The organism is Nocardia sp. NPDC058519, assembly GCF_042719755.1.
Classification (GTDB): domain Bacteria; phylum Actinomycetota; class Actinomycetes; order Mycobacteriales; family Mycobacteriaceae; genus Nocardia.
Genome location: NZ_JBHXNK010000001.1, coordinates 45,709 through 70,373, shown reverse-complemented (window position 1 = coordinate 70,373; position 24,665 = coordinate 45,709). Strand labels below are relative to the sequence as shown.

Here is a 24,665-nt window from a genome sequence, read left to right as displayed (position 1 = left end):
CGCCGTTGTGACAGGTTCGGCAATTTCGGTGTCACCGGCAGTGAAAGCCCAGTACACGGAGGTAGGGCCATCGGCAGGGCGCGCCGGAACAGGCCGCGTTGTTCAGTCCGGCCGTGTACCGTAACCCGGCATGAAATCTCGGCAGATCACGGTCGGTGACCAGGCCTGGACGGTGCGGGTCGACGGGCCCTCCTCGCGGCACAATGTGCTGCTGCTTCCCGATGCGGACGACCCTGCCGATGTGTTCGACACGGTGTGCACGCGGCTGCACGAGTCCGATTTGCAGACCATCGTCGTGGAGTCGGTCGAGGGGCTCGATCCGGCGGGAGTGCTCACGATTCTCGACGAGCTCGAACTGCCCTACGTGAATGTCGCCGGGCGTGGGTCGGGCGCGGAGCTGGCGTGGCGGGTGTGCGCGGGCCGGTTCGGGCGGTTCATGAGCCTGGTCGTCGCCGACCATGGGCATCCGGCGGTTCCCGACGCCGACGGCAAGGTCCCCGACCCGTCCTGCCCGCCGCTGGAGTTGCCCGTCACCATGCTGGTCACCAAGAGCCTGCCCCGCGCCACCGCCGACGCCTCCGGCCGCTATGTCTACGGCGAATTCCGGGTCGTCCCATTGGAAGTCGACAACATCGCGACCGAGGCGGGCCACGAATTCGCCACTGAAATCGTCCTGCGCACCAGCCTCTGGTAGACGCGGATCGTTCACCAGGCTCTCACGCAGATCGCCACTCGCGATGGGTGCCCGAGAGCCTGGTGAACGTCGGTCGAAGATCAGGACTTGCGGTAGGCCGCCAACCAGTCGAGCCAGCTGTCGGTTTCCTGGAAAGCGTTGGCGCGCACGGCTTCCGAGGACAGGAACACGTCGTGGCGGGCGCCCTCGATCGGGACGATCGAGGTGCGCTCGCCCAGGCAGCCCGCCCAGCGCTGGATCTGCTTCACATCGAGCACGGCATCGGCCACGTCGACGGCGGGGGAGTGCTCGCGGGCGAACTTGGTGATCCGTGAGCGCAGGATCAGCGCGGGCACACCGATGGTCAGGCCCTGGTGCAGGCGCGCTTGTCCTCGGCGAATGGCGCGCAGCCAACCCAGCCGCACCGGTTCACCGCTGAGCGGCTTCCAGTCCAGGTTGTAATCCCACTCACCCGCGCGGCTGTTGTGCAGGCTGTCGCCGTAAGCGGTGCTGACACCGGCGGGCAGCTGGGCGAAGGCGCGGAACCGGCCGACCGTGTTGATGACGGGGGTGCCGACGGTGCGGTAGAACGACGGTCCCTGCAGGTCGAACCAGGGACTGTTGAGGACGACCCCGACCACACCCGCCGCCGCGCTGCCACCCGCCGCCTCGAGCCGGTCCAGCCACAGCGGCACGATCAGGCCACCGGTCGAATGCGCGACGATCAGCACATCGTTGCCGGTCTCCTCGCGCGCGATCCGCAGCGCCTCGCTCAGCTCATCGTCGTAGAAAGCCAGGTCGCTGACGTAGTGCGCGCTCTGCCCGGCCCGCCGCGAACGTCCGCATTTACGCAGGTCGAGCGCATAGAACCGGTGCCCGCGCGCCGCGAAGTGCTCGGCCAGGTGCTCCTGGAAGAAGTAGTCGGTGAACCCGTGCACATAGAGCACGGTCGGCTCGACGGCCGGTGCCGTGGCATCGGGCAGATAGCGCACGAGCGTGGCCACCACCTCGCCCTCACCGTCGGGGTCGATACCGAGTGGGAGGGTCCGCTGTTGATAGGCGGTCCCGAGAACATCGGGCTGCCACTGCTCGTCGGTCCGGTCGGCGAGGGTTTCGTTCGTCACACTGCTCAATCTATCCCGGGGTCGCGGTGACGTGCAGGCTTGGTTTTCATCACATTCGGGAGGTCCGTTGCAGAAGTGTGCTCGGCTGAGGTGCACAATTGGCATCAGGTGAACGACGGGTAACCTACCTCCCGGCGATTCACCGCGAGTCGCATGAACACCGCCAAAGCGCCCGCGCCAAGCGAACTCACCCGCCGGTGGGTAGCTGAGAAGGACAAGGAAGTCGATCTACCCGTGCCGAACGCTGCGAAGAGTGAAAAGACCGATGTAGTTCTCATCGGCGCAGGCATCATGAGTGCCACGCTGGGCGCGCTGCTGCGGCAGCTACAGCCGGACTGGACGATCTCGGTGTTCGAGCGGCTCGACGCCGCCGCCGCGGAGAGCAGCGACCCGTGGAACAACGCGGGTACCGGCCACTCGGCGCTGTGCGAGCTCAACTACAGCCCCCAGAACGCCGATGGCTCGGTCGACGTGAGCAAGGCCGTCGACATCAACGAGCGCTTCCAGGTCTCGCGCCAGTTCTGGGCCTCCGCCGTCGACACCGGCGTGCTGGACGACCCCGCGGGCTTCATCAACCCCATCCCGCACGTCAGCTTCGTGCACGGCGCCGACAACGTCGACTACCTGCGCAAGCGCTACGAGGCGCTGGCGCCGCACCCGCTGTTCCGCGGGATGGAGTACATCGACACCCCCGACGAGTTCGCCGCGCGCCTGCCGCTGATGGCCAAGGGCCGCGATTTCAGCGACCCGATCGCGCTGAACTGGTCCGACGGCGGCACCGATATCGACTTCGGCGCGCTCACCAAGCAGCTGCTCGCCTACATCGGCTACTCCGGCGGCGAGATCGCCTTCGGCACCGAGGTCCGCAATCTCGACAAGCAGTCCGACGGTTCCTGGAACGTCACCGTCCGCAACCTGCGCACCTACCAGTCGCGAACCATCAACGCGAAGTTCGTCTTCGTCGGCGCCGGTGGTGGCGCGCTGCCGCTGCTGCAGAAGGCCGGCATCAAAGAGGCCAAGGGCTTCGGTGGCTTCCCGATCAGCGGCCAGTTCCTGCGCTCCACCAACCCCGAGCTGATCGCCGCCCACGAGGCCAAGGTCTACGGCAAGGCCGCAGTCGGCGCGCCGCCCATGTCGGTGCCGCACCTCGACACCCGCGTGATCAACGGCAAGAAGGGCCTGCTGTTCGGCCCGTACGCCGGCTGGACCCCCAAGTTCCTCAAGGACGGCTCCAACGCCGACCTGTTCAAGTCGATCAAGCCGAACAACATCGGTTCGCTCGTCGGCGTCGGTCTCACCGAGCTGGGTCTGACCAAGTACCTGGTCGAAGAGCTGCTCAAGTCGCAGAACGGCAAGGTGGGCGTGCTCGGGGAGTTCCTGCCGCGCGCGCAGGGCCGCGACTGGGAGCTGATCACCGCCGGGCAGCGTGTGCAGGTCATCCGTCGCAAGGGCATCGGTGGCGTGCTCGAGTTCGGCACCGCGGTCATCTCCGCAGAGGACGGCTCCATCGCCGGTCTGCTCGGTGCGTCGCCGGGTGCGTCGACCTGTGTCACCGCCATGCTCGACGTGATGCAGCGTTGCTTCCCGCAGCAGTACGCGGGCTGGACGCCGCAGCTGCAGCAGATGATCCCCTCGCTCGGGCAGAAGCTGTCGGAGAACCAGGCCCTGTTCCAGGAAGTCTGGGACTGGACCAGCAAGTCGCTGAAGCTGGACGGCCACAACGCGCCCGCGCACGAGCAGATCGCGAGCTACGCGTAGGCGTGAGCGTCGAACTGAGACGGTCGTGGGCGGCGGATCTCGACGCCGCCACCCTCTACCGGCTGTTGCGACTTCGCGTTGATGTGTTCGTCGTCGAGCAGGAATGCGCCTATCCGGAGCTGGACGGGCGTGACCTGCTGGCGTCGACCCGGCATTTCTGGCTCGATGACGGCTCGGTTCTCGGCACCCTGCGCCTGCTCGAAGAGGTCGTCGACGGTGCGACGAGCTACCGCATCGGCCGGGTGTGTATCGCGCCGCTCGCTCGCAAACACGGGTACACCACCCGGCTGATGCGGGCCGCGCTGGCCGAAATCGGTTCGGCCACCGTGCGATTGGATGCCCAGTCGCACCTGGTCGATATGTACGCGAAGTTCGGTTTCGCCGTCGACGGGCCGGAGTACGACGACGACGGCATCATGCACACGCCGATGCGGCGCGGTTAGAACTCTTTCGCCGGGGTCGGCGTCCACGGGGTGCTGATGCCCGGGGGCAGGAGCCGATCACCGCCCGCATAGAGTTGGTGTGTGCCTGGTTTTGCTGATGTTGCCGCTGGTCCGCACACCGTCGCGCGTGCGGCGGGTGAGGCGGGGTTCCCGTTCTCCGCTGTGGTGGGGCAGGAGCGGCTGCAGCTGGCGTTGATCTTGTCGGCCGTGCACCCCGGGATCGGTGGGGTGCTGGTGCGGGGCGAGAAGGGCACGGCGAAGTCGACCGTGGTGCGCGCGCTCGCGCAGTTGCTGCCACCCGTGGTCGACGAGACCGGAGCCAGGCCCGCGCGGCTGGTGGAACTGCCGGTCGGCGCCACCGAGGACCGGGTCGTCGGCTCGCTGGATCTCGAGCGGGTGCTGCGCGACGGCGAACAGGCGTTCCGTCCGGGGTTGCTGGCCGCGGCCCATCACGGCGTGCTCTACGTGGACGAAGTGAACCTGCTGCACGACCATCTGGTGGACGTGCTGCTCGACGCGGCGGCGATGGGGCGGGTGCACGTCGAGCGTGACGGTGTCTCGCACTCGCATCCGGCGCGATTCGTTCTGGTCGGGACGATGAACCCCGAAGAGGGGGAGTTGCGGCCGCAGTTGCTCGACCGGTTCGGGCTCACCGTCGACGTGGCGGCCTCGCGCGAGGTCGACGTGCGGATGGCGGTGGTGCGCCGCCGCCTGGACTACGAGGCCGACCCCGCCGCGTTCGCCGCCCGCTATGTCGACGCCGATCAGGTGGTGGCCGAACGCATTCTGACCGCGCGGGACCGGTTGCCCGAGGTCGCGCTGGACAATTCGGAGCTACGTCGGATCGCGGCGCTGTGCGCGTCCTTCGATGTCGACGGGATGCGCGCCGACCTGGTGGTCGCCAGGACCGCCACCGCGCACGCGGCGTGGCGTGGACGGGATCGGGTCACCGAGGATGACGTACGGATCGCCGCGGAACTCGCACTGCCGCATCGTCGTCGGCGAGATCCGTTCGACGAGCCGGGGATCAGCGAGCAGCAGCTCGATGAAGCGATGGACGCCGCGGCCGCTGAGGTCGAAAAGGCTTCGGGGGACGACGAATTCGACGGTCCGCGCGGATCGGGCGATCAAGGCAACGGCCGCCGGGACGAGGACGAACTCCAGGCCGACGGCAGTGATTCGGGCCGCCAGGATGGGGTGGATCCCAGTGACCCGGATGATGAGAGGTCGCGGGGCAGTGGCGGCCCGGATGGCGAAGGTCCGGACGACGAGGGGCCTGATGGTGGCCCCGACGGCGATGGTCCCGGCGGCGGCCCGGACGGATCGGGCCCGGAAGGTGGGGGACCGAACGGTGCCGGTTCCGGCGACCGGTCGGACGGCTCCAGCCATGACGGCACCGGGAACGGTTCGCGACCCGGGCCCGAAAGGTTCTCGGGCACACCGACTTCGGCAGCCAAGCCTGCCCCACGCTGGGAGGTCCCCGGAATCGGCGAGGGTGCCCCCGGCCGACGTTCGCGCGCCCGGACCCGCACCGGCCGCACCGTCCGCCCCGACGCCGACCCGTCCACGGGCCTGCACCTGCTCGGCACGGTGTTCGCGGCCGCGCCGAAGCAGTTCGAGCGCGGCAGGTTCAGCGGCCCACTCGCCCTGGCGGCCGAAGACCTACGGGGCGCGTATCGCGAAGGCAGAGAAGGCAATCTGGTCGTTTTCGTCGTCGACGCGTCCGGCTCGATGGCCGCCCGTGACCGCCTCACAGCCGTGACCGGCGCCATCGTCACCCTGCTGCGCGACGCCTACCAGCGCCGCGACAAGGTGGCGGTGATCAGTGTCCGCGGCAGTGAAGCCGAACTCGTCCTGCCGCCCACCTCCTCGGTCGACATCGCCGTCCGTCGGTTGGCCGGGATGCGCACCGGCGGCAAAACACCGCTCGCCGCGGGCCTGCTGAAGGCGCGCGAGGTGATCGCCCGCGAACACGTCCGCGACCCCCGCCGCCGCCCCATGCTGGTCCTGCTCACCGACGGCCGCGCCACCGGCGGCATCGATCCCCTCCCGCGCGCCCGCACCGCCGCCGCACTGCTGGCCGCCGAAGGCCACACCGCGATGGTCATCGACTGCGAACGCGGCATGATCCGGCTCGGCCTGGCCGCCGAACTGGCCCGCGACCTGCGCGCCCGCTACCTGCGCTTGAACGAACTCACCGGCGAGACGGTGGCCGACGTAGTCCGGGCCACCGGCCTACCCGCCCGCGCGGCGTAGAGCGTGTGAGCGCCACGGGCGCACCCTGATAGAAATGGTGACGAACTGGCCCCGGGGCCACCGTGCGCCGCGAACACGCGCGTCAGTGCGAAAAATGACGAGGAGTGACCAGTGCCCAAAGGTGTTCCCGAGAGTGTGCCCGAGGACGGCATGACGACCCGTCAGCGGCGCAATCAGCCGGTCCTGGCCGTGCACACGGGACCGGGTAAGGGCAAGTCCACCGCGGCGTTCGGGATGGCGTTGCGAGCCTGGAATCAGGGCTTCGACGTGGCGGTCTTCCAGTTCGTGAAGAGCGCCAAGTGGAAGGTCGGCGAAGAAGCCGCGTTCCGCACCCTCGGCACCCTGCACGAGGAGACCGGCGTGGGTGGCGCGGTCGAGTGGCACAAGATGGGCGAGGGCTGGTCCTGGACCCGCAAGCACGGCACCGAGGAAGACCACGCGGCCGCCGCCCTGTCCGGCTGGCAGGAGATCTCCCGCCGCCTCGCCGCCGAACAGCACCGCTTCTACGTCCTCGACGAGTTCACCTACCCCCTCAAATGGGGCTGGGTCGACATCGACGAGGTCGTCGACACCCTCACCAATCGCCCCGGTAACCAGCACGTGGTCATCACCGGTCGCGACGCACCCCAGGCCCTGATCGAGGCCGCCGATCTCGTCACCGAGATGACGAAGGTGAAGCACCCCATGGACGCGGGCCGCAAGGGCCAGCGCGGTATCGAATGGTGAGCGCCCCCGCAGTGGTGATCGCTGCCCCGGCATCGGGAAGCGGGAAGACCACGCTGGCCACCGGGCTGATCGGTGCGCTGCGGCGGGCCGGGCATCAGGTGGCGCCGTTCAAGGTGGGGCCCGACTACATCGACCCCGGCTATCACGGGCTCGCGGCCGGGCGGCCCGGACGCAACCTCGATCCTGTTCTGGTGGGCGAGGATCGGGTCGTTCCGCTGTATCGGCACGGCGCGCAGGGCTGCGATATCGCGATCGTCGAGGGCGTGATGGGCCTGTTCGACGGCCGGATCGACGAGAACCGGAGCGACGCGATCGCCGAGGGTTCCACCGCACAGGTGGCCGGGCTGCTCGGGGCACCGGTGGTTCTGGTGGTCGACGCCCGCGGTCACTCCCAGAGTCTCGCAGCGCTCCTGCACGGTTTCGCCACCTACGACTCCTCGGTCCGCCTCGGCGGTGTGATCCTCAACCGCGTCGGCAGCGAACGCCACGAACAAGTCCTGCGCGCGGCCTGCGACCGCGTCGGCCTCCCTGTCCTCGGCGCCCTGCCCCGCATGGCCGAACTGGAAGTCCCCTCACGCCATCTCGGCCTCATCCCCGCCGTCGAACACGGCACCGCCGCCACCGCCGCCGTCGACGCGATGACCGAACTCGTTGCCGCACACGTGGATCTGCGCGCGATCGTTGCCCTGGCGGGTGGCTCGGTGCAGGGTCCCGCGTGGGACCCGCAGGTCGAACTCGCCGACGCCCACCATCAATCGATCTCGTTCGATACCGCGCCGGAATCCGCTGCCGAGTCGTCGACCGTGCGCCCAGATGTTGTCTCGGGCAGGGATCCATTGATCGCGATGGCGGGCGGTCCGGCATTCACCTTCGGCTATGCCGAGCATCGAGAACTCCTGGCCGCGGCCGGTGCCCGAGTGACAGTTTTCGATCCGCTCTCCGACGAACTCCCTTCAGACACAGCGGGATTGGTACTTCCCGGCGGCTTTCCGGAAGAGCATGCCGGGCAGCTTTCCGCCAACGAACGCCTGCGCACCGCAGTGGCCGACGGTGCCGCGAGGGGCCTGCCGATCCACGCCGAATGCGCGGGCCTGCTCTACCTCACCCGCTCCCTCGACGGCCACCAGATGGCAGGGGTCATCGATGCCGACGCCGAATTCGGCCCGCGCCTGACGCTCGGCTACCGCGACGCCGTCGCCCTGCACGACTCGGCACTGTGGCGTGCAGGGGACCGGGTGCGTGGTCACGAATTCCACCGCACCCGCCTGTCCCGCACCGGCGCGGAGAACGCTGCCTGGGGTTGGCGGACAACAAGTTCCATGACCGAAGGTGCCGTGATTCGCCAGGTGCACGCCTCCTACCTACACACCCATCCGGCGGGAAATCCCGCCGCCATCACCCGATTCGTCAGCGCCGCAAGACGATTCGACCGCTGACGGCACACGGCGACGATGACGACCTCCGACGGCGAGCGACAACCGACGACCGGTGACGCGCCGTCCGGTTCGGCGCCGGCCGTCGGCATCGGCGTACGGCCGGGAACCGAGGCGGAGCGGATCGTTCGCGCGGTGCGGGCGGTCGTCGGCGACACCACCATCGCCTGCTTGGCGACACTCGATCGGCGAGCGAGGGAACCCGGCATTCTTTCCGCCGCAGCGACTCTCGGTGTGGCAGTCGTGGCGTTCACCGCCGAGCAGTTGGCCGAAGTCGACACCGAGCACAGTTCGGACCGTGTATCGGCAGCGGTCGGCACCCCCAATGTCGCGGAAGCGGCGGCGCTGCTCGCGGGCGGCGGTGAACTCGTCCGAGGGAGAACAATCGTCGATGGGATAGTCGTCGCAGCGGCATCGCTATCGCGTCGACCCTGATGCCCGAATCACTTCGCTGGGCAAGATCGACCGACCGCAGTGCTCGATCCGCTGGGATCGAGCACGGCCGCGATCTGCGCGAAGCTCGCCGATCCGGCGCGGCTGCGCAAGGCTCGGGTGCACCCGGTGCGGCCGCGTAAGAAAATCGGAGCCGCCGCGACCTCGTTGTCGCGGCGGCGCCTTTTCTTCTCGCGCGAAAGTCCGTCAAGGGGCGACGGAGGACCAATCGGCGAAACCTGTGGGGTCGTGGCGGCCCATGGAGGCGTGTTCGAACAGGCCCCACCCTTCGGCGTCACCGCAGCGGGCGTGGCCGATGTGGTCGATCACGCCGTAGGGGGTGCGGCCCTTGATCGCGGGGTCGGTGAGGTCGTAGGCGCTCGACAGCGACCAGTTCTCGCCCATCCAGCGGCCGTGGGTCCAGTCGGGGTCGGCGCCGTAACCGCAGCCGACGTGCAGGGCGATGCCGGGACGGGATTCGACCTCGACCTCGAGCGGTTTCCCGTCGGGCGTGGTCATGTCGAGGCGCACCGACTTCGGGTGCCGGGTGCCCGGCTCGTAGGTCCAGTGCATGCGGGGCCAGCCGAGCTGTTCCTTGCGGCCGTCGTTCCAGATCCGGACGGCATTGTTGAGCGTGCGGGTGCCGTCGGGTTCTTCCTGCACGATCACCACGATCGAGAAGTCCTGGAACCGCAGCGGCGCGTACAGCCACCAGAAACCGTCCATGCCGGTCGGCCGACCGGCGGGTTCCGGCTCACCGGAGGGCCGGATGCCCCATGACCGGTCGCGACTGCCCGTCCAGACCGCCGGGTCGACCGTGTAGTCGATGCCGTCGACGGCGAGCGTGCCCTCCCACGAACCCAATTGGGCGAAGCGTGAGGCCTCGATGATCGGTCGCGTGCCGGACAGGATCAGGTGTGGCTGCTCCTGTACCGCGCGCTGCGCGCCGGTCCAGGTCAGGTCGAAACCGAGGTCGTCGTGCTCACAGACCACACGCAGTTTCTGCAGCGGCTCGATCACCTCGATCCGGTACCCACCGACGGCGGTGTTCAGATCCCGCGAGGTGAGCGCGTCGGAGAACCGCACGCTGCGCTGGGCGTCACCGTGGCGCACCGTCGCGAACGCGTCGACGACACCCAGATTCGGGTACACACCGAAACCGGTGATCAGCATCGCCTCGCCCGCGGGGTCGAAGGCGTTGAAGTAGTAGCGGTCGTAGAAGTTCCGGTCGCTGGTGGCCACCCTGGCCAGCGACAGCGGGGTCTGATGGACCGGGTATTCGTCCAGCGGGACGGGCATGATCGCGCTCATAGTCAGTCCCACTCGTAGGTGCCGTCGAGCAGCGCCTCGAGGCTGAGGCGATGCATCACGTAGTCGTCGAGGTCGTCGGGCACGGTGTCCTCACCGAAGTGGATCATCCGGCGCTTGATCCGTCCCATCACGATCGCGTGCCGCAGCGCGGCGTAGATGATGTAGAAGTCGAGATTCTGGACCGAATGCCCGGTCAGCTCCTCGTATTTCGCGACCACCGCGTCGCGGCGCAGGAAGTCGGGCAGGCCGGGCTGATCGAAGCGGGTGGCGATGTCCTGGAAGAAGCGGTGGATGAAGATCACCCAGCCCAGATCCAGCTCGCGCGGGCCGAAGGTGGCCATCTCCCAGTCCAGGACCGCGGCGGGGGTGAAGCCGTCGAACAGGATGTTGCCGGGGCGGGCGTCGCCCCAGTTGAGCACCTCGGGGCCGGTCTCGGCGGGCCAGTTCGCTTCCAGCCACTCGAAAGTCCGCTCGATCAGCGGGATCTCGACACCGTCGTCGGTGAGCGCCCACTTGTACCAGGCGCGCTGGGCCTCGAAATGCCTGCGCAGCGCGGAACCTTCGCCGTCGAGCGACGGGAACCGCGCGGCGATGTCGTCGATCGCGTGCACCTGCGCGATCACCTCGACGGTGGAGTCGGCGATCTGCTCGCGCTCGGCCACGGTCGCGTCGAAAACCCAGCCGAAGAACACGTACGGCGGATTGTCGGCAGGCACGCGGCCCTCGACCTTGTCCATCACGAAAAAAGGTGTGCCGAAGAGGGATTCGTCGAGTTCGAGCCAGCGCAGCGGCGGTACCGCGACATCCGACCCCGCGGCCACACCGGCCATCACCTGGTGCTGCAGCGACAGGTCATAGGACTGGAACACCGGGAACGAACCGTCCTCGGGAGCCATCCGCGCGACGAACGAACCGCTCTCGACCACACCGCCCACCGACCACTCGGCATCGAAGAGGATGGTGGTGCTCGACATGCCGCCGGTGGTCGGCTTGCTCAGGTCGGTGACCTTCGCGGGTGTGTCGGCGCCGACCCTGCCCGACAACCACTGCGACAACTGCTCGGCGAGCTCGTCGAGATCACGCTCGGTGACGGTGAGCGAGTGTTGCGCGGTGTGGTCCGGATCGTCGGACATAAGTGCGTTCCCCTTTTCGACGATTTATAACGCGTTGCAGTACTGGCGTACCGGAAGACCGTCCGGAATGTAAGCCTGGCGTCGGTGAGTGAGATTCAGGGTTGACAGGGTAAAGATCGGGGTTTTCCCGGAAGCGTCCGGAGAGGGCGCCGATTAGCTTCGGTATCAAACGATCTCGATGGGGAGGCACGAGTGTCCGCAGTGACCACGGAGCGTACGCACGACGAAATAGCGAGCGCACCGCCACCGGCCCCGACCTGGCATCCGGTCACCCGGCTCGCGTTCCGTTTCAGTGTCGCCTACCTCGGTCTGTTCTGTTTGTGGATGGCCCAGATCACCTTCGTCTTCCTCGGCGTCTTCGCGCTGTGGTTGCCAGAGGAGGTCATGCTCTGGCAGATGATCGCGCTCGAGCCGGTGAGCGGCTGGATCGGCGAGCACGTGTTCGGGGTGCAGGCCGAGCTGGCCATGAACGGCAGCGGTGACCAGGCGGCGATCTGGATTCAGTGCGGACTGCTCCTGGTGGTCGCGGTGCTGATCACGGTGGCGTGGTCGGTGCTGGACCGGCGCAGGCGCGCGTATCCACGGCTGCTGAGCTGGTTTCTCACCGCGATGAGGTTGTTCGCGGGCGGGCAGATGCTGTTCTACGGTTTCGCGAAGCTGATCCCGACGCAGATGCCGGAACCCTCGCTGATCGTCCTGCTCACTCGCGTCGGTGATCTGACACCGATGGCGATGTTGTGGACGCAAGTCGGATCCTCACCCGCCTACGAGATCGCCCTGGGCGCGGCCGAAGTACTCGCCGGGCTGCTGCTGTTCTGGCCGCGCACGGCGACGCTGGGCGCCATGCTGAGCGTGATCAGCATGGCGCAGGTGTTCCTGCTCAACCTCGCCTTCGACGTCCCGGTGAAGATGCTGGCCGGGCACCTGCTGCTGATCGGGCTGGTGCTGCTCGCCCCGCAAGCCCGCAGGCTGGCGAATGTTCTGGTGCTGGAACGAGATTCGGGACCTGCTGTGCAACCACCGCTGTTCTCGTCCCGGCGGGCGAACCGGTGGGCCGCCGTGGTGCAAGTCGCGGTCGGGCTGTGGATCACCGTGGGGATGATCTATGCCGGGACGGAGAGCTGGCGCGAATACGGCGGCGGCGCACCGAAACCCGAGCTCTACGGCATCTGGGAAGTCAGCGAGTTCAGCGTCGGAGGGGCCACGGTCCCGCCGCTCACCACCGATCCGGTGCGCTGGCAACGCCTCGTCATCGACGTGGGCTCGGCGGGCTACCAGCGGATGGACGACACCATCGTGCCGGTGCTGGCCACGACCGACCTGGCGGCGAACACGATGACGCTCGCCGCCGCACCCACCGGCCCCGATGAAACCCCCGCGCCCTACGCGACATTCACCATCGAGCGGGCCTCCGACGACATGCTGACCCTGCGCGGTGAACTCGACGGCCGCCCCGCCGCGGTCACCCTCACCCGTACCGATCTCGAGCGCTTCCCGTTGCGCGGCACGGAATTCCGCTGGGTACAGAACCAGCCGTACTTCGGATGATCTCGCGCCCGGGGTGTCAGCCGATGGTGATGGCGTCCAACCGGATACGCAGGAAATCGGCCGATACCACCGGCGGCCCCTGCTCCACCAGCCCGATCGGTGGGGCGAGCGGAGTCACCACCGCGTCGTGGTCGAGCTCGTAGAAGTAGATGAGCGAGACCAGGTCCTCCTCGGGTGCGTCGGGCTGCGGCGGCAGCACGCGATGGCGGCCCGACGGCCAGCGCGCACCGCTCCAATAGGCGAGCAGGTCACCGATATTCACGGTCAGCGCCGCCGGATCGTAGGGAGCGTCGGCCCACCCTTCGGCCTCGGTGTACACCTGCAACCCGCCCGCGCCGGGCTCGCGGTCCAGCACGGTGACGGTGCCGAAATCGGTGTGCGGGCCGATCCGGAACTGGCCGGGCTCCGGCGCGCCGACGTCGGTCAGCGGGGGATAGTGGTTGATATTGCAGGTCCAGGTCGGCAGTGCGGCCAGGTCGGCGAACGGGTTGGCCGGTAGGGTGAGTGCCGCGGCGAACAGGGCGAGCAGTTCGTCGGACAGGGTGCGCATGGCGGCGGTGTACTCGGTGAGCAGTGCGCGCAGCTCCACCACCTCGGCGGGCCAGACATTGGGCAGGAACCACATCCGGTCGACCGCCGGATCGCCCGTCGCGGTGTCGGCGCCGACGGCGAAGGTCTCCTTGAGATCGGGCGGGGTCTCGGTGCCCTCGGCGTAGCCGTTGGCCTCGCGCCCGGGACCGATCCAGCCGCGGCCGCCGACCGTCACCGCGTACCGCTGCTTCACCTCGTCTGGCAGCGCGAAGAACCGGCGTGCGGCCGCCCGGACCGCGCCGGGCAACGCGGGATCGATGCCGTGACCGTGGACCAGGAGGAACCCCGCCCGGCGCAGGCCTTCGTCGACCTCGTGTTCCACGGCCCGCGCCGCGTCGCCGCCCGCGCGCCAGCTGGCCAGATCGACCGAGGCGATGCCGCTCATGCGGGTGTCTCCTTCGTCGGTGCGACACCGATGTCCTCGAACCACAGGTCGGGGCGCTCGGCGATGAAGTCGGTCATCAGCGACACACAGCGCGGGTCGTCGAGGACGATCACCTTCACCCCGTGTTCGGCCAGCCAGTCGTGGCCGCCGTGGAAGGTCCGCGCCTCGCCGATGATCACGGTGCCGATCCCGAACTGGCGGACCAGCCCGCTGCAGTACCAGCACGGGGACAGCGTGGTGACCATGATCGTCGGCCGGTAGTCGCGGCGGCGGCCCGCGGCGCGGAAGGCATCGGTTTCGGCGTGCACGCTCGGGTCGTCGTTCTGGACGCGGCGATTGTGGCCGCGCCCGAGCAGGGTGCCGTCGGCGTCGAACAGGGCGGCGCCGATGGGGACACCACCCTCGGCCAGCCCGAGCAGGGCTTCGTCGTAGGCCACGTCCAGGAGTGCGTGCGGCTGGGTCATGGCCTCCACTGTCCTACCTGCCGGCACTGAGCGCACACCGCGCCGCGACACGATGGGCAGCAGCGGGGGCTCCACCGTCGATCCGCGATGTGTCTGTCGGCGGGTGCGTTCGGGCCGCGGCGAGCCAGGAACTAGGCTGGGACACTGTGCCGAACACCGCTGACACCGCATCGACCCCGCCCGCAGGCGACCCGAACTACCTGGTCGGGCTCGATCTTCGTGGACGCAGAGTAGTCGTGGTCGGCGGCGGCACCGTTGCCCAGCGCCGACTCGGGCTGCTCGTGGCCGCCGGTGCGGATGTGCACGTGATCAGCCGCGCGGTCACCCCGGCTGTCGAGGGCATGGCTACGGCGGGGCAACTCGGTGTCGAACTGCGCGCCTACGCCGACGGCGATCTCGACGGCGCCTGGTACGCGATGGCCTGCACCGACGAACCAGAGACCAACGCCGCCGTGGTTGCCGAAGCCACCGCAAAGCGCATCTTCTGCGTCCGCGCCGACATCGCCCGTGACGGCACCGCGGTCACCCCCGCGACCGCCCGCTACGACGGGCTGTCGCTGGGCGTGCTCGCCGGCGGCGCGCACCGTCGCTCGGCCGCGGTGCGCAACGGTCTGCTCGAAGCGCTGCAATCCGGTGTGGTGACCGATGATTCGGAACCGGTGCCCCCCGGCGTCGCGCTCGTCGGCGGCGGCCCCGGCGATCCCGACCTGATCACCGTGCGTGGTCGCAGGCTGCTCGCGCGCGCCGATCTGGTCGTCGCCGATCGGCTCGCCCCGCCGGAACTGCTCGCCGAACTCGGCCCGCACGTCGAGGTGATCGACGCCGCCAAGATCCCGTACGGCCGGTCGATGGCGCAGGAGGCGATCAATCTCGCGCTCGTGGAGGGTTTCAAGGCGGGCAAGTTCGTGGTCCGGCTCAAGGGCGGCGACCCGTATGTGTTCGGCCGTGGGTACGAGGAACTCGAGGCGTGCACCGCGGCCGGTATCCCGGTGACGGTGGTGCCCGGCGTGACCAGTCCGATCTCGGTCCCCGGCGCGGCCGGTATCCCGGTGACCCATCGCGGGGTGACCCACGAGTTCGTCGTCGTGAGCGGACACGTCGCCCCCGAGCACCCCGATTCGCTCGTCGACTGGTCGGCGCTGGCCAAACTGCGCGGCACCATCGTGCTGATGATGGCGGTCGAGCGGATCGACAAGTTCGCCGCCGCCCTGCTCGAAGGCGGTCGCCCGGCCGATACGCCTGCCGCAGTCATCCAGGAGGGCACACTGCGCACCCAACGGGTGGTGCGCGCCGACCTCGCCACGGTCGCCGACCGGGTCAAGGAAGAGGGCATCCGCCCGCCAGCGATCATCGTCATCGGCCCCACGGCGGGCTTCGGCCTCGACTAGCTTCACCGACGGCGCGCCCACTCGTTGCCGGTGCGCCAATTACACTGCCTGACTGTGCTCGATAAACCCGCTGCGACGATGCAGTATCCGGTGAAGCAGCGGGCGTTCGGCCTGGCCATCCTCGTGCTGAGCGGTCTGCAGTTCATGGTTGTGCTGGACGGCACCGTCGTGATCTTCGCGCTGCCGCGCCTGCAGCAGGACATGGGGCTGTCCAGTTCGGGTAGCGCTTGGACGGTGACTGCCTACGGCCTCACCTTCGCGGGGTTGATGCTGCTCGGCGGCAGGCTCGGCGACGCGTTCGGCCGCAAACGCATGCTGATCTACGGCGTCGGCCTGTTCACCGCGGCCTCGCTGGCGTGCGGTCTGGCCAACGGCGAGGCGATGCTGCTGATCTCGCGCGCCCTCCAGGGCGCGGGTGCCGCGATCGCGGCACCGACCGCGTTCGCACTGGTCGCGACGACATTCGCACCCGGACCCGCCAGGAATCAGGCGATCGCGATCGTCGGCTCGATGGCCGGCATCGGTTCGGTCGGTGGTCTCATCGTCGGTGGTGCGCTGACCGAGGTCGGGTGGCGTTGGATCTTCCTGATCAACGTCCCGATCGGCGCGCTCATCGTGCTCGGCGCGATCTACACGCTCACCGACACCGCCCACCACCGCACCCCGCTCGACATCAAGGGCGCGATCCTGGGCACCCTGGCCTGCGCGACGATCGTGTTCGGCGCTACCGAAGGCCCGGCCATGGGCTGGACGAGCCCACTGATCCTCGGTTCGCTGATCGGCGGTTTCGTCCTGCTGGTGGTCTTCGTCCTCGCCGAGCGCCGCGAATCCGATCCGCTGCTGCCGTGGTCGCTGTTCGACAGCCGCGACCGGGTCGCCACCTTTGTCCTGATCTTCCTGGCCGGTGCGGTGCTCGGTGCGATGACGTTCTTCGTCGCCCAACTGCTGCAGAACGTGCTCGGCTACAGCCCGCTGCTGGCCGGTGTCGCCTCGATCCCGTTCACCATCGGCATCGGCGTCGGCGGTGCCGTGGCGTCCAAGGCCGCCTTGGTGATCGCGCCGCGCTGGTTGCTCGCTGCCGCGGCGGTGGTGCTCGCCGCGGGCCTGCTGTTCGGGTCGACGCTGGACCGGCACGTGCAGTACCTGCCGACCCTGTTGCCGCTGCTGCTGGTGATCGGCTTCGGCGTCGGGGTGGCGATCGTGCTCGCTCCGCTCTGCGTGCTGGTCGGGGTTCCGCCGTCGAACATCGGCCCGCTCTCGGCGGTGGGCCAGATGTTCATGAGCTTGGCGACGCCGATCGCGATCGGTCTGCTCAGCCCGATCGCGGCGTCGCGCACGCTGTCTCTCGGTGGCAGCGACGCCCCCGGTGCGAACAAGACGCCCGCTCAGATCGAGGCCCTCAACAGCGGCTATACGCTGGTGCTGTTCATCTGCGCGGTCATCGCCGCCGCCGCCGCGCTCGTCGCACTCACCGTGCGCTACAGCCCACAACAGCTGGTGCAGGCGCAGCACGCGCAGGAAGAGGCCCAGCGGAGCTGACCTCCGCCGGGCGCGCGACTCACAAGCGTCCGGTGATCTTGGTCGGGGTGACGCGGATGACGACTCGTTCGGCATCGTTCACCGATGCCGGGTTGAACTCGCGATACGGCTTGCCGGTGTATTTGAGCGACATCTCGTCCGGCAGCGCCCGTTCGGGATCCGGTGTGGTGGTAGCGGTTCCGCGGACCTCGGCATAGAGGAACGGCCGTTCCGGCGGGTTCACCATCACGGTGATCCGCGGGTCGCGCACCAGGTTCTTGGCCTGCTGCCGCGAGACGGTGGTGGAGAACAGCAGATCATCGCCCTCGCGTTTGATCCAGACCACGGTCAGATGCGGATGCCCGTTGGGCCCGACCGTGGCGACGGTCGCGTAGACCTTCTCCTCGTCGAGGTAGGACTTCAGCTCGTCGGAAAGCACTGCGGTATCGGTCACGCTCTTCGACAACGCCTGGTCCGGTCCGGGAATTCCGGCGCCGATCCGATCCGGTAGCCCGGCGGCGTTTCTCGTTCAGGTGGGGGCGATGCCGACTTCCTCGGCGGCGCGGTGCCGGTGGGTCCGCGTCGTGGCGTGGTAGACGTTGCGGCCATGAGTCGCACGGTGGTGTGGGTACTGGAACTGGGGCTGACCGCCCTCGGCGTCGTCTGGCTGCTGCTGTTCTCGTGGACCAGCGGCGGGATCGGCCTGCTGCTGGTCTGGAATCTCTTCGCGGTGGCCTATGTCGCGGCAGGATGGCTGCTGCTGCACCGCGACCTACCCGACGACTCCGTCGAGTGGATCGGTCCACGCTGGTACACAACCACTTTCGCGATGGTGGCCAGCGGTGCCGGGCTGGCGGCGGGGATGATCATGATCGGTTCCCGCGACAGCGAGGCCGACAATGCTGTCGCGGCGGCCACGGTGCTGATGTCGTGGTTGCTCCTGCACACCGCGTTCGCGCAGATCTACGCGCAGGCCCAGTTCGCCGACGGGGGACTGCGGTTCCCGGAGTGCCCGGTGCCGCAGCTGGCGGAGTTCGTGTACTTCTCGTTCACGATCGGCACCTCGTTCGCGGTGTCGGATGTGACGGTGGTGAATCGGTCGATGCGCCGGCGCGTCACCGCCCACGCCGTGCTGAGCTTCTTCTTCAACGCTGCCGTCGTCGCCATCGCGATCGACTGGCTGAAGGGGTAGCGACGGGAATCACGCACGTGGCGGGCGCATTACGCCCGCCGCGTGCCGGGTCAGACTGTGTGCGCGTCGGCGACGGTGAGTGCCTGGTCGAGGATGGCGAGCCCTTCCTTGGTCTCGGCTTCGGTGATCACACAGGGCGGGACCACGTGCAGGCGGTTGAAGTTGACGAACGGCAGCAGGCCGCCTGCGCGGCAGGCGGCGACCAGTTCGTTCATCGCGGGGCTGGTGCCGCCGTAGGGGGCGAGCGGTTCGCGGGTGGTGCGGTCGCGGACCAGTTCCAGTGCCCAGAAGACGCCGAGCCCGCGGACTTCACCGATGCTCGGATGCCGTTGCGCCAGTTCGCGAAGGCCGGGTCCGATGACCTTCGCCCCGATGTCGGCGGCGTTCTCGACGATGCGCTCGTCGGTCATCGCGTTGATCGTCGCGACGGCCGCGGCGGTGGCGAGGGGATGGCCCGAGTAGGTGAGCCCGCCGGGATAGGCCCGGTTGGCGAAGGTCGCCGCGATGGCCGCGCTGATCGCCACGCCACCGAGCGGGACATAGCCGGAGTTCACACCCTTGGCGAAGGTGATCAGATCGGGCACGACATCGAAATTGTCGATGGCGAACCACTTTCCGGTCCGCCCGAAGCCCGACATCACCTCATCGGCGATGAACACGATGCCGTGCTTGTCGCACAGCTCGCGCACCCCACGCATGTACTCCGGGGTCGGCACCATGATGCCCGCGGTGCCCGGCACCGACTCCAGGACGATCGCGGCGATGGTGGCCGGACCCTCCATCTCGATGGTGCGCGAAAGGTGCTCCAGTGCGCGCTCGGTTTCCTGCGCCTCGTCGGTGGCATGGAATTCCGAGCGGTACAGGAACGGGCCGAAGAAGTGCACGGTGCCGGTGTTGCCGTGGTCGTTGGGCCAGCGGCGCGGGTCGCCGGTGAGGTTCACCGCGGTCTCGGTGCCGCCGTGGTAGGAGCGGTAACGCGAGAGCACCTTGTAGCGGCCGGTGTGCAGTCGCGCCATCCGGACGGCGTGCTCGACCGCGTCGGCGCCGCCGTTGGTGAAGAAGATCGTGTCGAGGTCACCGGGAGTGCGTTCGCTGATCAGGCGGGCCGCCTCGGAGCGCGCGTCGTTGGCGAAGTGCGGTGCGACAGTACACAGTGTGGCCGCCTGCTCCTGGATCGCGGCGACGACCTTCGGATGCTGGTGGCCGATATTGGTGTTCACCATCATCGAGGAGAAGTCGAGCAGGCGATTGCCCTCGCCGTCCCACACGTAGCAACCCTCGGCGGCGGTGAGCACCATCGGCGTGAGAGCCGCTTGCGCGGACCAGGAATGGAAGACATGGCGGCGGTCGAGTTCGTAGGCGCGAGCGGCCTCGTCGGAAAGCGTCATCGTGAGTCTCCTGTTTTCTTGGCGGCTGGCGCCGCAGTTCCCGACCCTGTAACCCCGACTCTTCCCTCCCTACGGGTACTCCTTCGTCGCACCCTCCGGTCAGTCCAGAGTCGGGGGCGGGTCGAGAACGGTTACTTGTTCTGCGGGAAGCCGAGTTCCAGCCCACCGTGGCTGGGGTCGAGCCAGCGGGCGGTGACCGCCTTGGTGCGGGTGAAGAAGTGCACGCCGTCGGTGCCGTGCGCGTGCGAGTCGCCGAACAGGGAGTTCTTCCAGCCGCCGAAACTGAAGTAGGCCATCGGCACCGGGATCGGGACGTTGATGCCGACCATACCCACCTCCACCTCGTGCTGGAACCGGCGTCCCGCGCCGCCGTCGTTGGTGAAGATGGCGGTGCCGTTGCCGTAGCGGTTCGCGTTGATCAGTGCCACCGCCTCCTCGTAGGTGCCGACCCGCACGACCGACAGCACGGGGCCGAAGATCTCGTCGGTGTAGACGCTCATGGTGGGCGTGACTTCGTCGAGAATCGTCGGGCCGAGCCAGAATCCGTCCGGCGCACCGTCGACGGTGAGGTTGCGACCGTCGAGAACCACACGGGCACCGGCGTTTTCGCCCGCGTCGATGTACTCGGCCACCCGGTCCCGGTGCGCGCGGGTGATCAGCGGGCCCATCTCGGCACCGCTGGTGCCGTCGCCGGTGACGATGCTCGCGGCCCGCTCACTGATCTTGGCGATCAGTTCGTCGGCCACCCCGCCGACAGCCACGACCACGCTGATCGCCATGCACCGCTCACCCGCCGATCCGAAACCGGCGTTCACGGCGGCGTCGGCGGCCAGGTCGAGATCGGCGTCGGGCAGCACCACCATGTGGTTCTTCGCGCCGCCGAGCGACTGCACCCGCTTACCCGCCACGGTGCCGCGCTGGTAGACGTACTTGGCGATCGGGGTAGAGCCGACGAACGACACCGCCTTGATCCCCGGGTTGTCCAGGAGTTCGTCGACGGCGACCTTGTCACCCTGCACGACGTTGAACACACCGTCGGGCAGCCCGGCCTCCTGCCACAGCCGCGCCAGCCACAGCGCCGCCGACGGATCCTTCTCGCTCGGCTTGAGCACCACCGTGTTGCCCGCGCCGATCGCGAGGGGGAAGAACCACATCGGCACCATGGCGGGGAAATTGAACGGCGTGATGATCGCGACCGGGCCGAGCGGCTGACGGATCGAGTAGATGTCGACCTCGGTCGAGGCGTTCTCGGTGAACCCGCCCTTGAGCAGATGCGGAATGCCACAGGCGAATTCGACGACCTCGAGACCGCGGGTCACCTCACCGAGCGCGTCGGCGGCCACTTTGCCGTGTTCGGCCGTGACAACCGCGGCCAGTTCCGTTCTGCGTTCGGCGAGCAGCTCACGGAACCGGAACAGCACCTGGGTGCGGCGCGTGAGCGAGGTGTCACGCCAGGACGCGAAGGCCACCGTCGCGGCGTCGATCGCGGCGCGGGTATCGGCCACATTCGCCAGCGCCAGCTCGCCGGTGACGACACCGGTGGCGGGATTGGTCACCGGCGCGGTGGACTCGCTGGTACCGCTCACCGATTTGCCGTCTATCCAATGGCCGATGGACTGCATGGATGCCTCGTTTCGCCGAGTGGTGTGATGCTTCCACCCTGGTCTATCCCGAGGTCGGTATGGGGCGACGATTTGTACACAATTATGGGATTCGTATTACGATTCGTAAGTGCTGTTGACCGTGTTCGATGTGCTCGCGACGCCGGTGATGCAAGCCGGGCAACCCGAGGTCATCTGTGCCGCGAACCTGGACCGGCCGGTGCGCTGGGTGCATGTCAGCGACCAGGCCTCGGTGGCCGACCTCCTGGTCGGCTCGGAGTTGATCCTGACCACCGGGCAGGCACTCGCCGCTCCCGAGCAGGCGCGGATCGCCTATCTGCGATCCCTGTCCGCCGCCGGTATCGCGGGGCTGGTCGTGGAACTCGGCAGCTATGTGAGTGAACTCGGTCCTGTCGTCGCCGCCACGGCCGCCGAACTCGGGCTGCCGGTGATCGTGCTGCACCGGGTGACCCGCTTCGTGGAGATCACCGAAGCCGTCCACCGGGCGATCGTCGCCGACCAGTACGCCGAACTCGAGTTCGCGCGCACGGTGCACGAGACCTTCACCGAGCTGAGTGTGCGCCGCGCCGCGCTGGCCGAGATCGTGCAGACCGCCGCGAGCATGCTCGACGCGTCGGTGGTGCTGGAAGACCTCTCGCATCGAGTGCTGGCAGCCACTGCCCGCCACATCAGTTCGGCTGCGCTGCTCGAGGATTGGGAGTCGATGTCGCGGATGCTGCCCGACGGGTCCGGCGTGGTCGGCGTCGGCCCGCACACACAGCGCTGGGGCAGGCTGATCCTGCGCACCGGCCGTGCCCATACCGCGCGGGTCGCCATGGTGCTCGAACGCGCCGCGCAAACCATCACCCTGCACCGGATGATCGACAAGGACCGCTTCGGGCTGCACCGGCAGGCCCAGACCGGCCTGATCGCCGACCTGGTGGAAGGGCGGGTCACCGACGAGCGCGACGCACAGGCGCGCGCTGCCGCCCTCGGGCTGCACCGGCGTGCCCGCTACGTGCCGTTGGCGATCGAGATCGACACCGAGTCGACGACGGATCCGGTGGCGGCGCAACGACGGAGCGAGTCGATCGTCGAAGCGGTGACGCACGCTCTCGGCCTGGCCGACGCGTCGGCGCTCAGCGCGGCCGAACACCGGCGAACGCGCGGTGGTACCGACGGGGAGCAGGTCACCGTCATCCTCGCGGTGTCGCGCGGCGGCGATGTCGATGATCGTCTGGTACCGGTGTGTTCCGCGGTACTGGCCGAGATCCGCCGGGTCGAGGGCGTGCGTCGTGCGGTCATCGGTGCCGGCGCCGATTCCGATTCTCTGCTCGATACCGCGGGCAGGCTCGCGCACGCGGCGGGTGTTGCCGAGGTGGCCAAGTCGATGACGACGGTGCCGAGCCGAATGTTCTTCCGCAGCGCCGATATTCGCCTGCGCGGCCTGCTCTCGTCGATCCGCGACGAGCCGGGCGTGCAGAGCTTCGCCGAGGCCGAACTCGGCGCGCTCCTGCGCTACGACATCCGCCACACCGCCGACCTCACCGGCACCCTGCGCCGCTTCCTCGATCTGGCAGGCAACAAGACCGAACTTGCCAAGGCGCTCGCGATCAGCCGACCCACTCTCTACGACCGCCTCGACCGCATCGAACGCATCCTCGCTGTCGACCTCGACGACGGTGAATCGCGCACCTCACTGCACGCGGCGCTGCTCGTGCGCGACCTCACCGCGGGCGGCGACAAACTCTAGGCCGCGAACCCGGGGCTCCGGGTCAGCGAGCGAGGACTCCATTCGATTCGACGGCGGCGACGATCAGGTCCGCGACGCCGCGCTGCCCGGCGAGGGTGGGGTGATAGGGGAGCAGGGTCTGATCGGCCAGAATCGGATCGAACCAGCGGGTCGCCGGATCGGCGCACATCCCGAACTCGCGCGAGGCGGCGACGGTATCGATGTACACGGCGCCGTGGGCGGCGGCCGCCCGCGCGACGACGGTGTTGAGGCGTTCGAACTTGGACTGGATGTAGGCGGCATCGGCGGGGAGCAGGCCCAGCATGGCCGGGCAGCTGGTGTTCGTGAGATAGGTGGGCCAGCCGTCGACGAAGACGGTCGCGTTGGGCGCGAGCCGGGTGATGTCGGCCAGTGCGGCGGCGTAGGCGGGCGCTATCGCGTCGATCTTGTTGTCCCACTCCGGATCCGCCTCGGCGGCGCACCCACCGCTGAGTGCTCCCGCATGACAATGGCCGAGGATGAACTCGGTCATGTCGGCATCGTTGGCGCCCATGTGCAGCGTGACGATCTCGGTGGCCGGACCGAGCGCGTCGAACTGCGGGGCGATCCCCGCGCCCTGCGAGGTGTACAGATCAGGAATCTTCGCCGAGCTGCAGGTCCGGTCGTCCAGCGCCAGCCCGAGCCTCTCGGCGACCAGTTTCGGTGCGTTGGACGTGGAACGGACGCAGCGCAGCGGTGCGGCGAGGTCGAGATCGACCGCACCCGTCGTGGCTGCCCCGGAATCACCGAGCGCGACGTAGACGGCACCCGGTCGCGGCTCGGCCTGCGCCACGGCGTGCGTCGACACCGAGAACATCAGCGCTACAGCACCGGCGAGCAGCAAGCTCTTCATCGAACATCCTGACGGTCGTAGTTCAGTCTTTGCGGCCGGTGAGAGCCAGCGACGTGCCGAGCCCGATCATAACCAGGCCACTGGTACCGCCGACGGCGGCGAGGCGGCGCGGTGACCGGGCGAACCAGGACCGCGCCGACCCCGCCACGAGCGCCCAGAGCGAGTCGAAGATCAGGCCGAACACCGGGATGCAGAGCCCGAGGATCAGCATCTGTTGTGGCACCGAACCGCGTGTGGTGTCCACGAACTGGGGGAGCAGCGCCGCCAGGAAGACAATGGTTTTCGGGTTGGCCGCGCCGACGATCAATCCGTCCCGGAACGCCGTCATCGGACTGTGGAAATCCACGTTCTGTTCGGCATGAAAGGCCGTCCGCAGCGCGCCGCGATGCCGAATCGCCTGCACACCGAGATAGACCAGATAGGCGGCCCCGACGAGTTTGATCGCGGTGAACACCGCCGCCGACGCGGCCACCACCGCGCCCAACCCGAACGCGACAGCGATGACCTGTCCGTACACCCCGACCGAATTGCCCAGTACGGTCATCAGCGCCGATCGTCGTCCGACGGTGAGCGCACGGCCGATCGTGAACAAGACGCTCGGCCCTGGCACGATCACCAGCAGAAACGCCAAACCCGCGAACGAGGCCAGATGAGCCGAAGACACCATCGCCCCACGT

Annotated in this window: 22 protein-coding genes; 12 read left to right on the top strand and 10 right to left on the bottom strand. The window is 68.4% G+C overall.

Annotation, left to right across the window (positions count from 1 at the left end; all coding sequences use genetic code 11):
• Positions 1–130: 130 nt before the first annotated feature.
• On the top strand, positions 131–694 hold the full coding sequence (locus ACFWPK_RS00310; RefSeq protein WP_378912338.1) for an alpha/beta hydrolase: 564 nt from the start codon (positions 131–133) through the stop codon (positions 692–694).
• Between the two features lie 80 nt (positions 695–774).
• Here the strand turns inward: ACFWPK_RS00310 and ACFWPK_RS00305 are convergent, their stop codons facing one another.
• Positions 775–1,797 (bottom strand): alpha/beta hydrolase, encoded by a 1,023-nt coding sequence (locus tag ACFWPK_RS00305; RefSeq protein ID WP_378912337.1) that lies wholly within the window; start codon positions 1,795–1,797, stop codon positions 775–777.
• A 153-nt stretch (positions 1,798–1,950) separates the two neighbouring features.
• Between ACFWPK_RS00305 and mqo the strand changes: the two genes are divergently transcribed.
• From mqo to ACFWPK_RS00275, 6 genes are all read left to right on the top strand, one after another.
• Complete coding sequence (gene mqo, locus ACFWPK_RS00300) at positions 1,951–3,555, top strand: malate dehydrogenase (quinone) (protein WP_378912336.1); 1,605 nt, start codon at positions 1,951–1,953, stop codon at positions 3,553–3,555.
• 2 nt (positions 3,556–3,557) lie between these two features.
• Complete coding sequence (locus tag ACFWPK_RS00295; RefSeq protein WP_378912335.1) at positions 3,558–3,998, top strand: GNAT family N-acetyltransferase; 441 nt, start codon at positions 3,558–3,560, stop codon at positions 3,996–3,998.
• Positions 3,999–4,160: 162 nt separating this feature from the next.
• A complete protein-coding gene (locus ACFWPK_RS00290; RefSeq protein WP_378912737.1) occupies positions 4,161–6,254 on the top strand; it encodes a VWA domain-containing protein in 2,094 nt (697 codons plus the stop codon).
• Between the two features lie 111 nt (positions 6,255–6,365).
• Complete coding sequence (gene cobO, locus ACFWPK_RS00285) at positions 6,366–6,980, top strand: cob(I)yrinic acid a,c-diamide adenosyltransferase (protein WP_378912334.1); 615 nt, start codon at positions 6,366–6,368, stop codon at positions 6,978–6,980.
• The gene (locus ACFWPK_RS00280; RefSeq protein ID WP_378912333.1) at positions 6,974–8,416 is read left to right on the top strand and encodes a cobyrinate a,c-diamide synthase; all 1,443 of its coding nucleotides are present in this window, start codon (positions 6,974–6,976) and stop codon (positions 8,414–8,416) included. The genes cobO and ACFWPK_RS00280 overlap by 7 nt, the downstream gene beginning before the upstream one ends.
• Before the next feature lie 15 nt (positions 8,417–8,431).
• Complete coding sequence (locus ACFWPK_RS00275; protein ID WP_378912332.1) at positions 8,432–8,848, top strand: cobalamin biosynthesis protein; 417 nt, start codon at positions 8,432–8,434, stop codon at positions 8,846–8,848.
• Positions 8,849–9,052: 204 nt separating this feature from the next.
• Here the strand turns inward: ACFWPK_RS00275 and ACFWPK_RS00270 are convergent, their stop codons facing one another.
• Together ACFWPK_RS00270 and ACFWPK_RS00265 are read right to left on the bottom strand one after the other, a co-directional pair.
• A complete protein-coding gene (locus ACFWPK_RS00270) occupies positions 9,053–10,156 on the bottom strand; it encodes a hypothetical protein (RefSeq protein ID WP_378912331.1) in 1,104 nt (367 codons plus the stop codon).
• Between the two features lie 2 nt (positions 10,157–10,158).
• A complete protein-coding gene (locus tag ACFWPK_RS00265; RefSeq protein ID WP_378912330.1) occupies positions 10,159–11,289 on the bottom strand; it encodes a phosphotransferase family protein in 1,131 nt (376 codons plus the stop codon).
• A 201-nt stretch (positions 11,290–11,490) separates the two neighbouring features.
• Between ACFWPK_RS00265 and ACFWPK_RS00260 the strand changes: the two genes are divergently transcribed.
• Positions 11,491–12,837, top strand: a complete 1,347-nt coding sequence (locus ACFWPK_RS00260; protein ID WP_378912329.1) for a DoxX family protein — start codon at positions 11,491–11,493, stop codon at positions 12,835–12,837.
• A 16-nt stretch (positions 12,838–12,853) separates the two neighbouring features.
• Here ACFWPK_RS00260 and ACFWPK_RS00255 read toward each other — a convergent pair whose 3' ends face one another.
• The gene (locus tag ACFWPK_RS00255) at positions 12,854–13,813 is read right to left on the bottom strand and encodes an isopenicillin N synthase family dioxygenase (protein WP_378912328.1); all 960 of its coding nucleotides are present in this window, start codon (positions 13,811–13,813) and stop codon (positions 12,854–12,856) included.
• The gene (locus tag ACFWPK_RS00250) at positions 13,810–14,277 is read right to left on the bottom strand and encodes a nucleoside deaminase (RefSeq protein ID WP_378912327.1); all 468 of its coding nucleotides are present in this window, start codon (positions 14,275–14,277) and stop codon (positions 13,810–13,812) included. Before ACFWPK_RS00250 ends, ACFWPK_RS00255 begins: the two co-directional genes overlap by 4 nt.
• Positions 14,278–14,423: 146 nt before the next feature.
• Here ACFWPK_RS00250 and cobA point away from each other — a divergent pair, with 146 nt between their 5' ends.
• Positions 14,424–15,665, top strand: a complete 1,242-nt coding sequence (gene cobA, locus ACFWPK_RS00245) for a uroporphyrinogen-III C-methyltransferase (protein ID WP_378912326.1) — start codon at positions 14,424–14,426, stop codon at positions 15,663–15,665.
• Between the two features lie 78 nt (positions 15,666–15,743).
• Positions 15,744–17,204, top strand: coding sequence for an MFS transporter (locus ACFWPK_RS00240; protein WP_378912736.1), 1,461 nt, complete (start codon positions 15,744–15,746; stop codon positions 17,202–17,204).
• Between the two features lie 19 nt (positions 17,205–17,223).
• On the opposite strand, the gene ACFWPK_RS00235 is transcribed toward ACFWPK_RS00240, so the two are convergent.
• Complete coding sequence (locus tag ACFWPK_RS00235) at positions 17,224–17,637, bottom strand: PPOX class F420-dependent oxidoreductase (RefSeq protein WP_378912325.1); 414 nt, start codon at positions 17,635–17,637, stop codon at positions 17,224–17,226.
• 153 nt (positions 17,638–17,790) lie between these two features.
• On the opposite strand from ACFWPK_RS00235, the gene ACFWPK_RS00230 reads away from it, so the two are divergent.
• Complete coding sequence (locus ACFWPK_RS00230; RefSeq protein WP_378912324.1) at positions 17,791–18,375, top strand: DUF1345 domain-containing protein; 585 nt, start codon at positions 17,791–17,793, stop codon at positions 18,373–18,375.
• Positions 18,376–18,425: 50 nt separating this feature from the next.
• Here ACFWPK_RS00230 and ACFWPK_RS00225 read toward each other — a convergent pair whose 3' ends face one another.
• Together ACFWPK_RS00225 and ACFWPK_RS00220 are read right to left on the bottom strand one after the other, a co-directional pair.
• The gene (locus ACFWPK_RS00225) at positions 18,426–19,763 is read right to left on the bottom strand and encodes an aspartate aminotransferase family protein (RefSeq protein WP_378912323.1); all 1,338 of its coding nucleotides are present in this window, start codon (positions 19,761–19,763) and stop codon (positions 18,426–18,428) included.
• Between the two features lie 131 nt (positions 19,764–19,894).
• Positions 19,895–21,385: a CoA-acylating methylmalonate-semialdehyde dehydrogenase gene (locus ACFWPK_RS00220; RefSeq protein ID WP_378912322.1), complete on the bottom strand. Its 1,491-nt coding sequence runs from the start codon at positions 21,383–21,385 to the stop codon at positions 19,895–19,897.
• A 109-nt stretch (positions 21,386–21,494) separates the two neighbouring features.
• Here ACFWPK_RS00220 and ACFWPK_RS00215 point away from each other — a divergent pair, with 109 nt between their 5' ends.
• Entirely contained in the window at positions 21,495–23,117 is a 1,623-nt protein-coding gene (locus ACFWPK_RS00215; RefSeq protein WP_378912321.1) for a PucR family transcriptional regulator, read from the top strand.
• A gap of 22 nt (positions 23,118–23,139) precedes the next feature.
• Here ACFWPK_RS00215 and ACFWPK_RS00210 read toward each other — a convergent pair whose 3' ends face one another.
• Positions 23,140–23,988 carry an SGNH/GDSL hydrolase family protein gene (locus ACFWPK_RS00210; RefSeq protein ID WP_378912320.1) on the bottom strand — a complete coding sequence of 283 codons (849 nt, stop codon included), beginning with the start codon at positions 23,986–23,988 and terminating at the stop codon, positions 23,140–23,142.
• Positions 23,989–24,010: 22 nt separating this feature from the next.
• Complete coding sequence (locus ACFWPK_RS00205) at positions 24,011–24,655, bottom strand: LysE family translocator (protein WP_378912319.1); 645 nt, start codon at positions 24,653–24,655, stop codon at positions 24,011–24,013.
• Positions 24,656–24,665 lie beyond the last annotated feature (10 nt).

Excerpts from the sequence above, each read along its gene's own strand:
- ACFWPK_RS00275 (WP_378912332.1), top strand. The coding sequence starts at position 8,432 with ATGACGACCTCCGACGGCGAGCGACAACCGACGACCGGTGACGCGCCG.
- ACFWPK_RS00240 (WP_378912736.1), top strand. The coding sequence starts at position 15,744 with ATGCAGTATCCGGTGAAGCAGCGGGCGTTCGGCCTGGCCATCCTCGTG.
- ACFWPK_RS00310 (WP_378912338.1), top strand. The coding sequence starts at position 131 with ATGAAATCTCGGCAGATCACGGTCGGTGACCAGGCCTGGACGGTGCGG.
- ACFWPK_RS00220 (WP_378912322.1), bottom strand. The coding sequence starts at position 21,385 with ATGCAGTCCATCGGCCATTGGATAGACGGCAAATCGGTGAGCGGTACC.
- ACFWPK_RS00225 (WP_378912323.1), bottom strand. The coding sequence starts at position 19,763 with ATGACGCTTTCCGACGAGGCCGCTCGCGCCTACGAACTCGACCGCCGC.
- ACFWPK_RS00250 (WP_378912327.1), bottom strand. The coding sequence starts at position 14,277 with ATGACCCAGCCGCACGCACTCCTGGACGTGGCCTACGACGAAGCCCTG.
- ACFWPK_RS00270 (WP_378912331.1), bottom strand. The coding sequence starts at position 10,156 with ATGAGCGCGATCATGCCCGTCCCGCTGGACGAATACCCGGTCCATCAG.
- ACFWPK_RS00230 (WP_378912324.1), top strand. The coding sequence starts at position 17,791 with ATGAGTCGCACGGTGGTGTGGGTACTGGAACTGGGGCTGACCGCCCTC.
- ACFWPK_RS00255 (WP_378912328.1), bottom strand. The coding sequence starts at position 13,813 with ATGAGCGGCATCGCCTCGGTCGATCTGGCCAGCTGGCGCGCGGGCGGC.
- mqo (WP_378912336.1), top strand. The coding sequence starts at position 1,951 with ATGAACACCGCCAAAGCGCCCGCGCCAAGCGAACTCACCCGCCGGTGG.
- ACFWPK_RS00265 (WP_378912330.1), bottom strand. The coding sequence starts at position 11,289 with ATGTCCGACGATCCGGACCACACCGCGCAACACTCGCTCACCGTCACC.
- ACFWPK_RS00205 (WP_378912319.1), bottom strand. The coding sequence starts at position 24,655 with ATGGTGTCTTCGGCTCATCTGGCCTCGTTCGCGGGTTTGGCGTTTCTG.
- ACFWPK_RS00210 (WP_378912320.1), bottom strand. The coding sequence starts at position 23,988 with ATGAAGAGCTTGCTGCTCGCCGGTGCTGTAGCGCTGATGTTCTCGGTG.
- ACFWPK_RS00280 (WP_378912333.1), top strand. The coding sequence starts at position 6,974 with ATGGTGAGCGCCCCCGCAGTGGTGATCGCTGCCCCGGCATCGGGAAGC.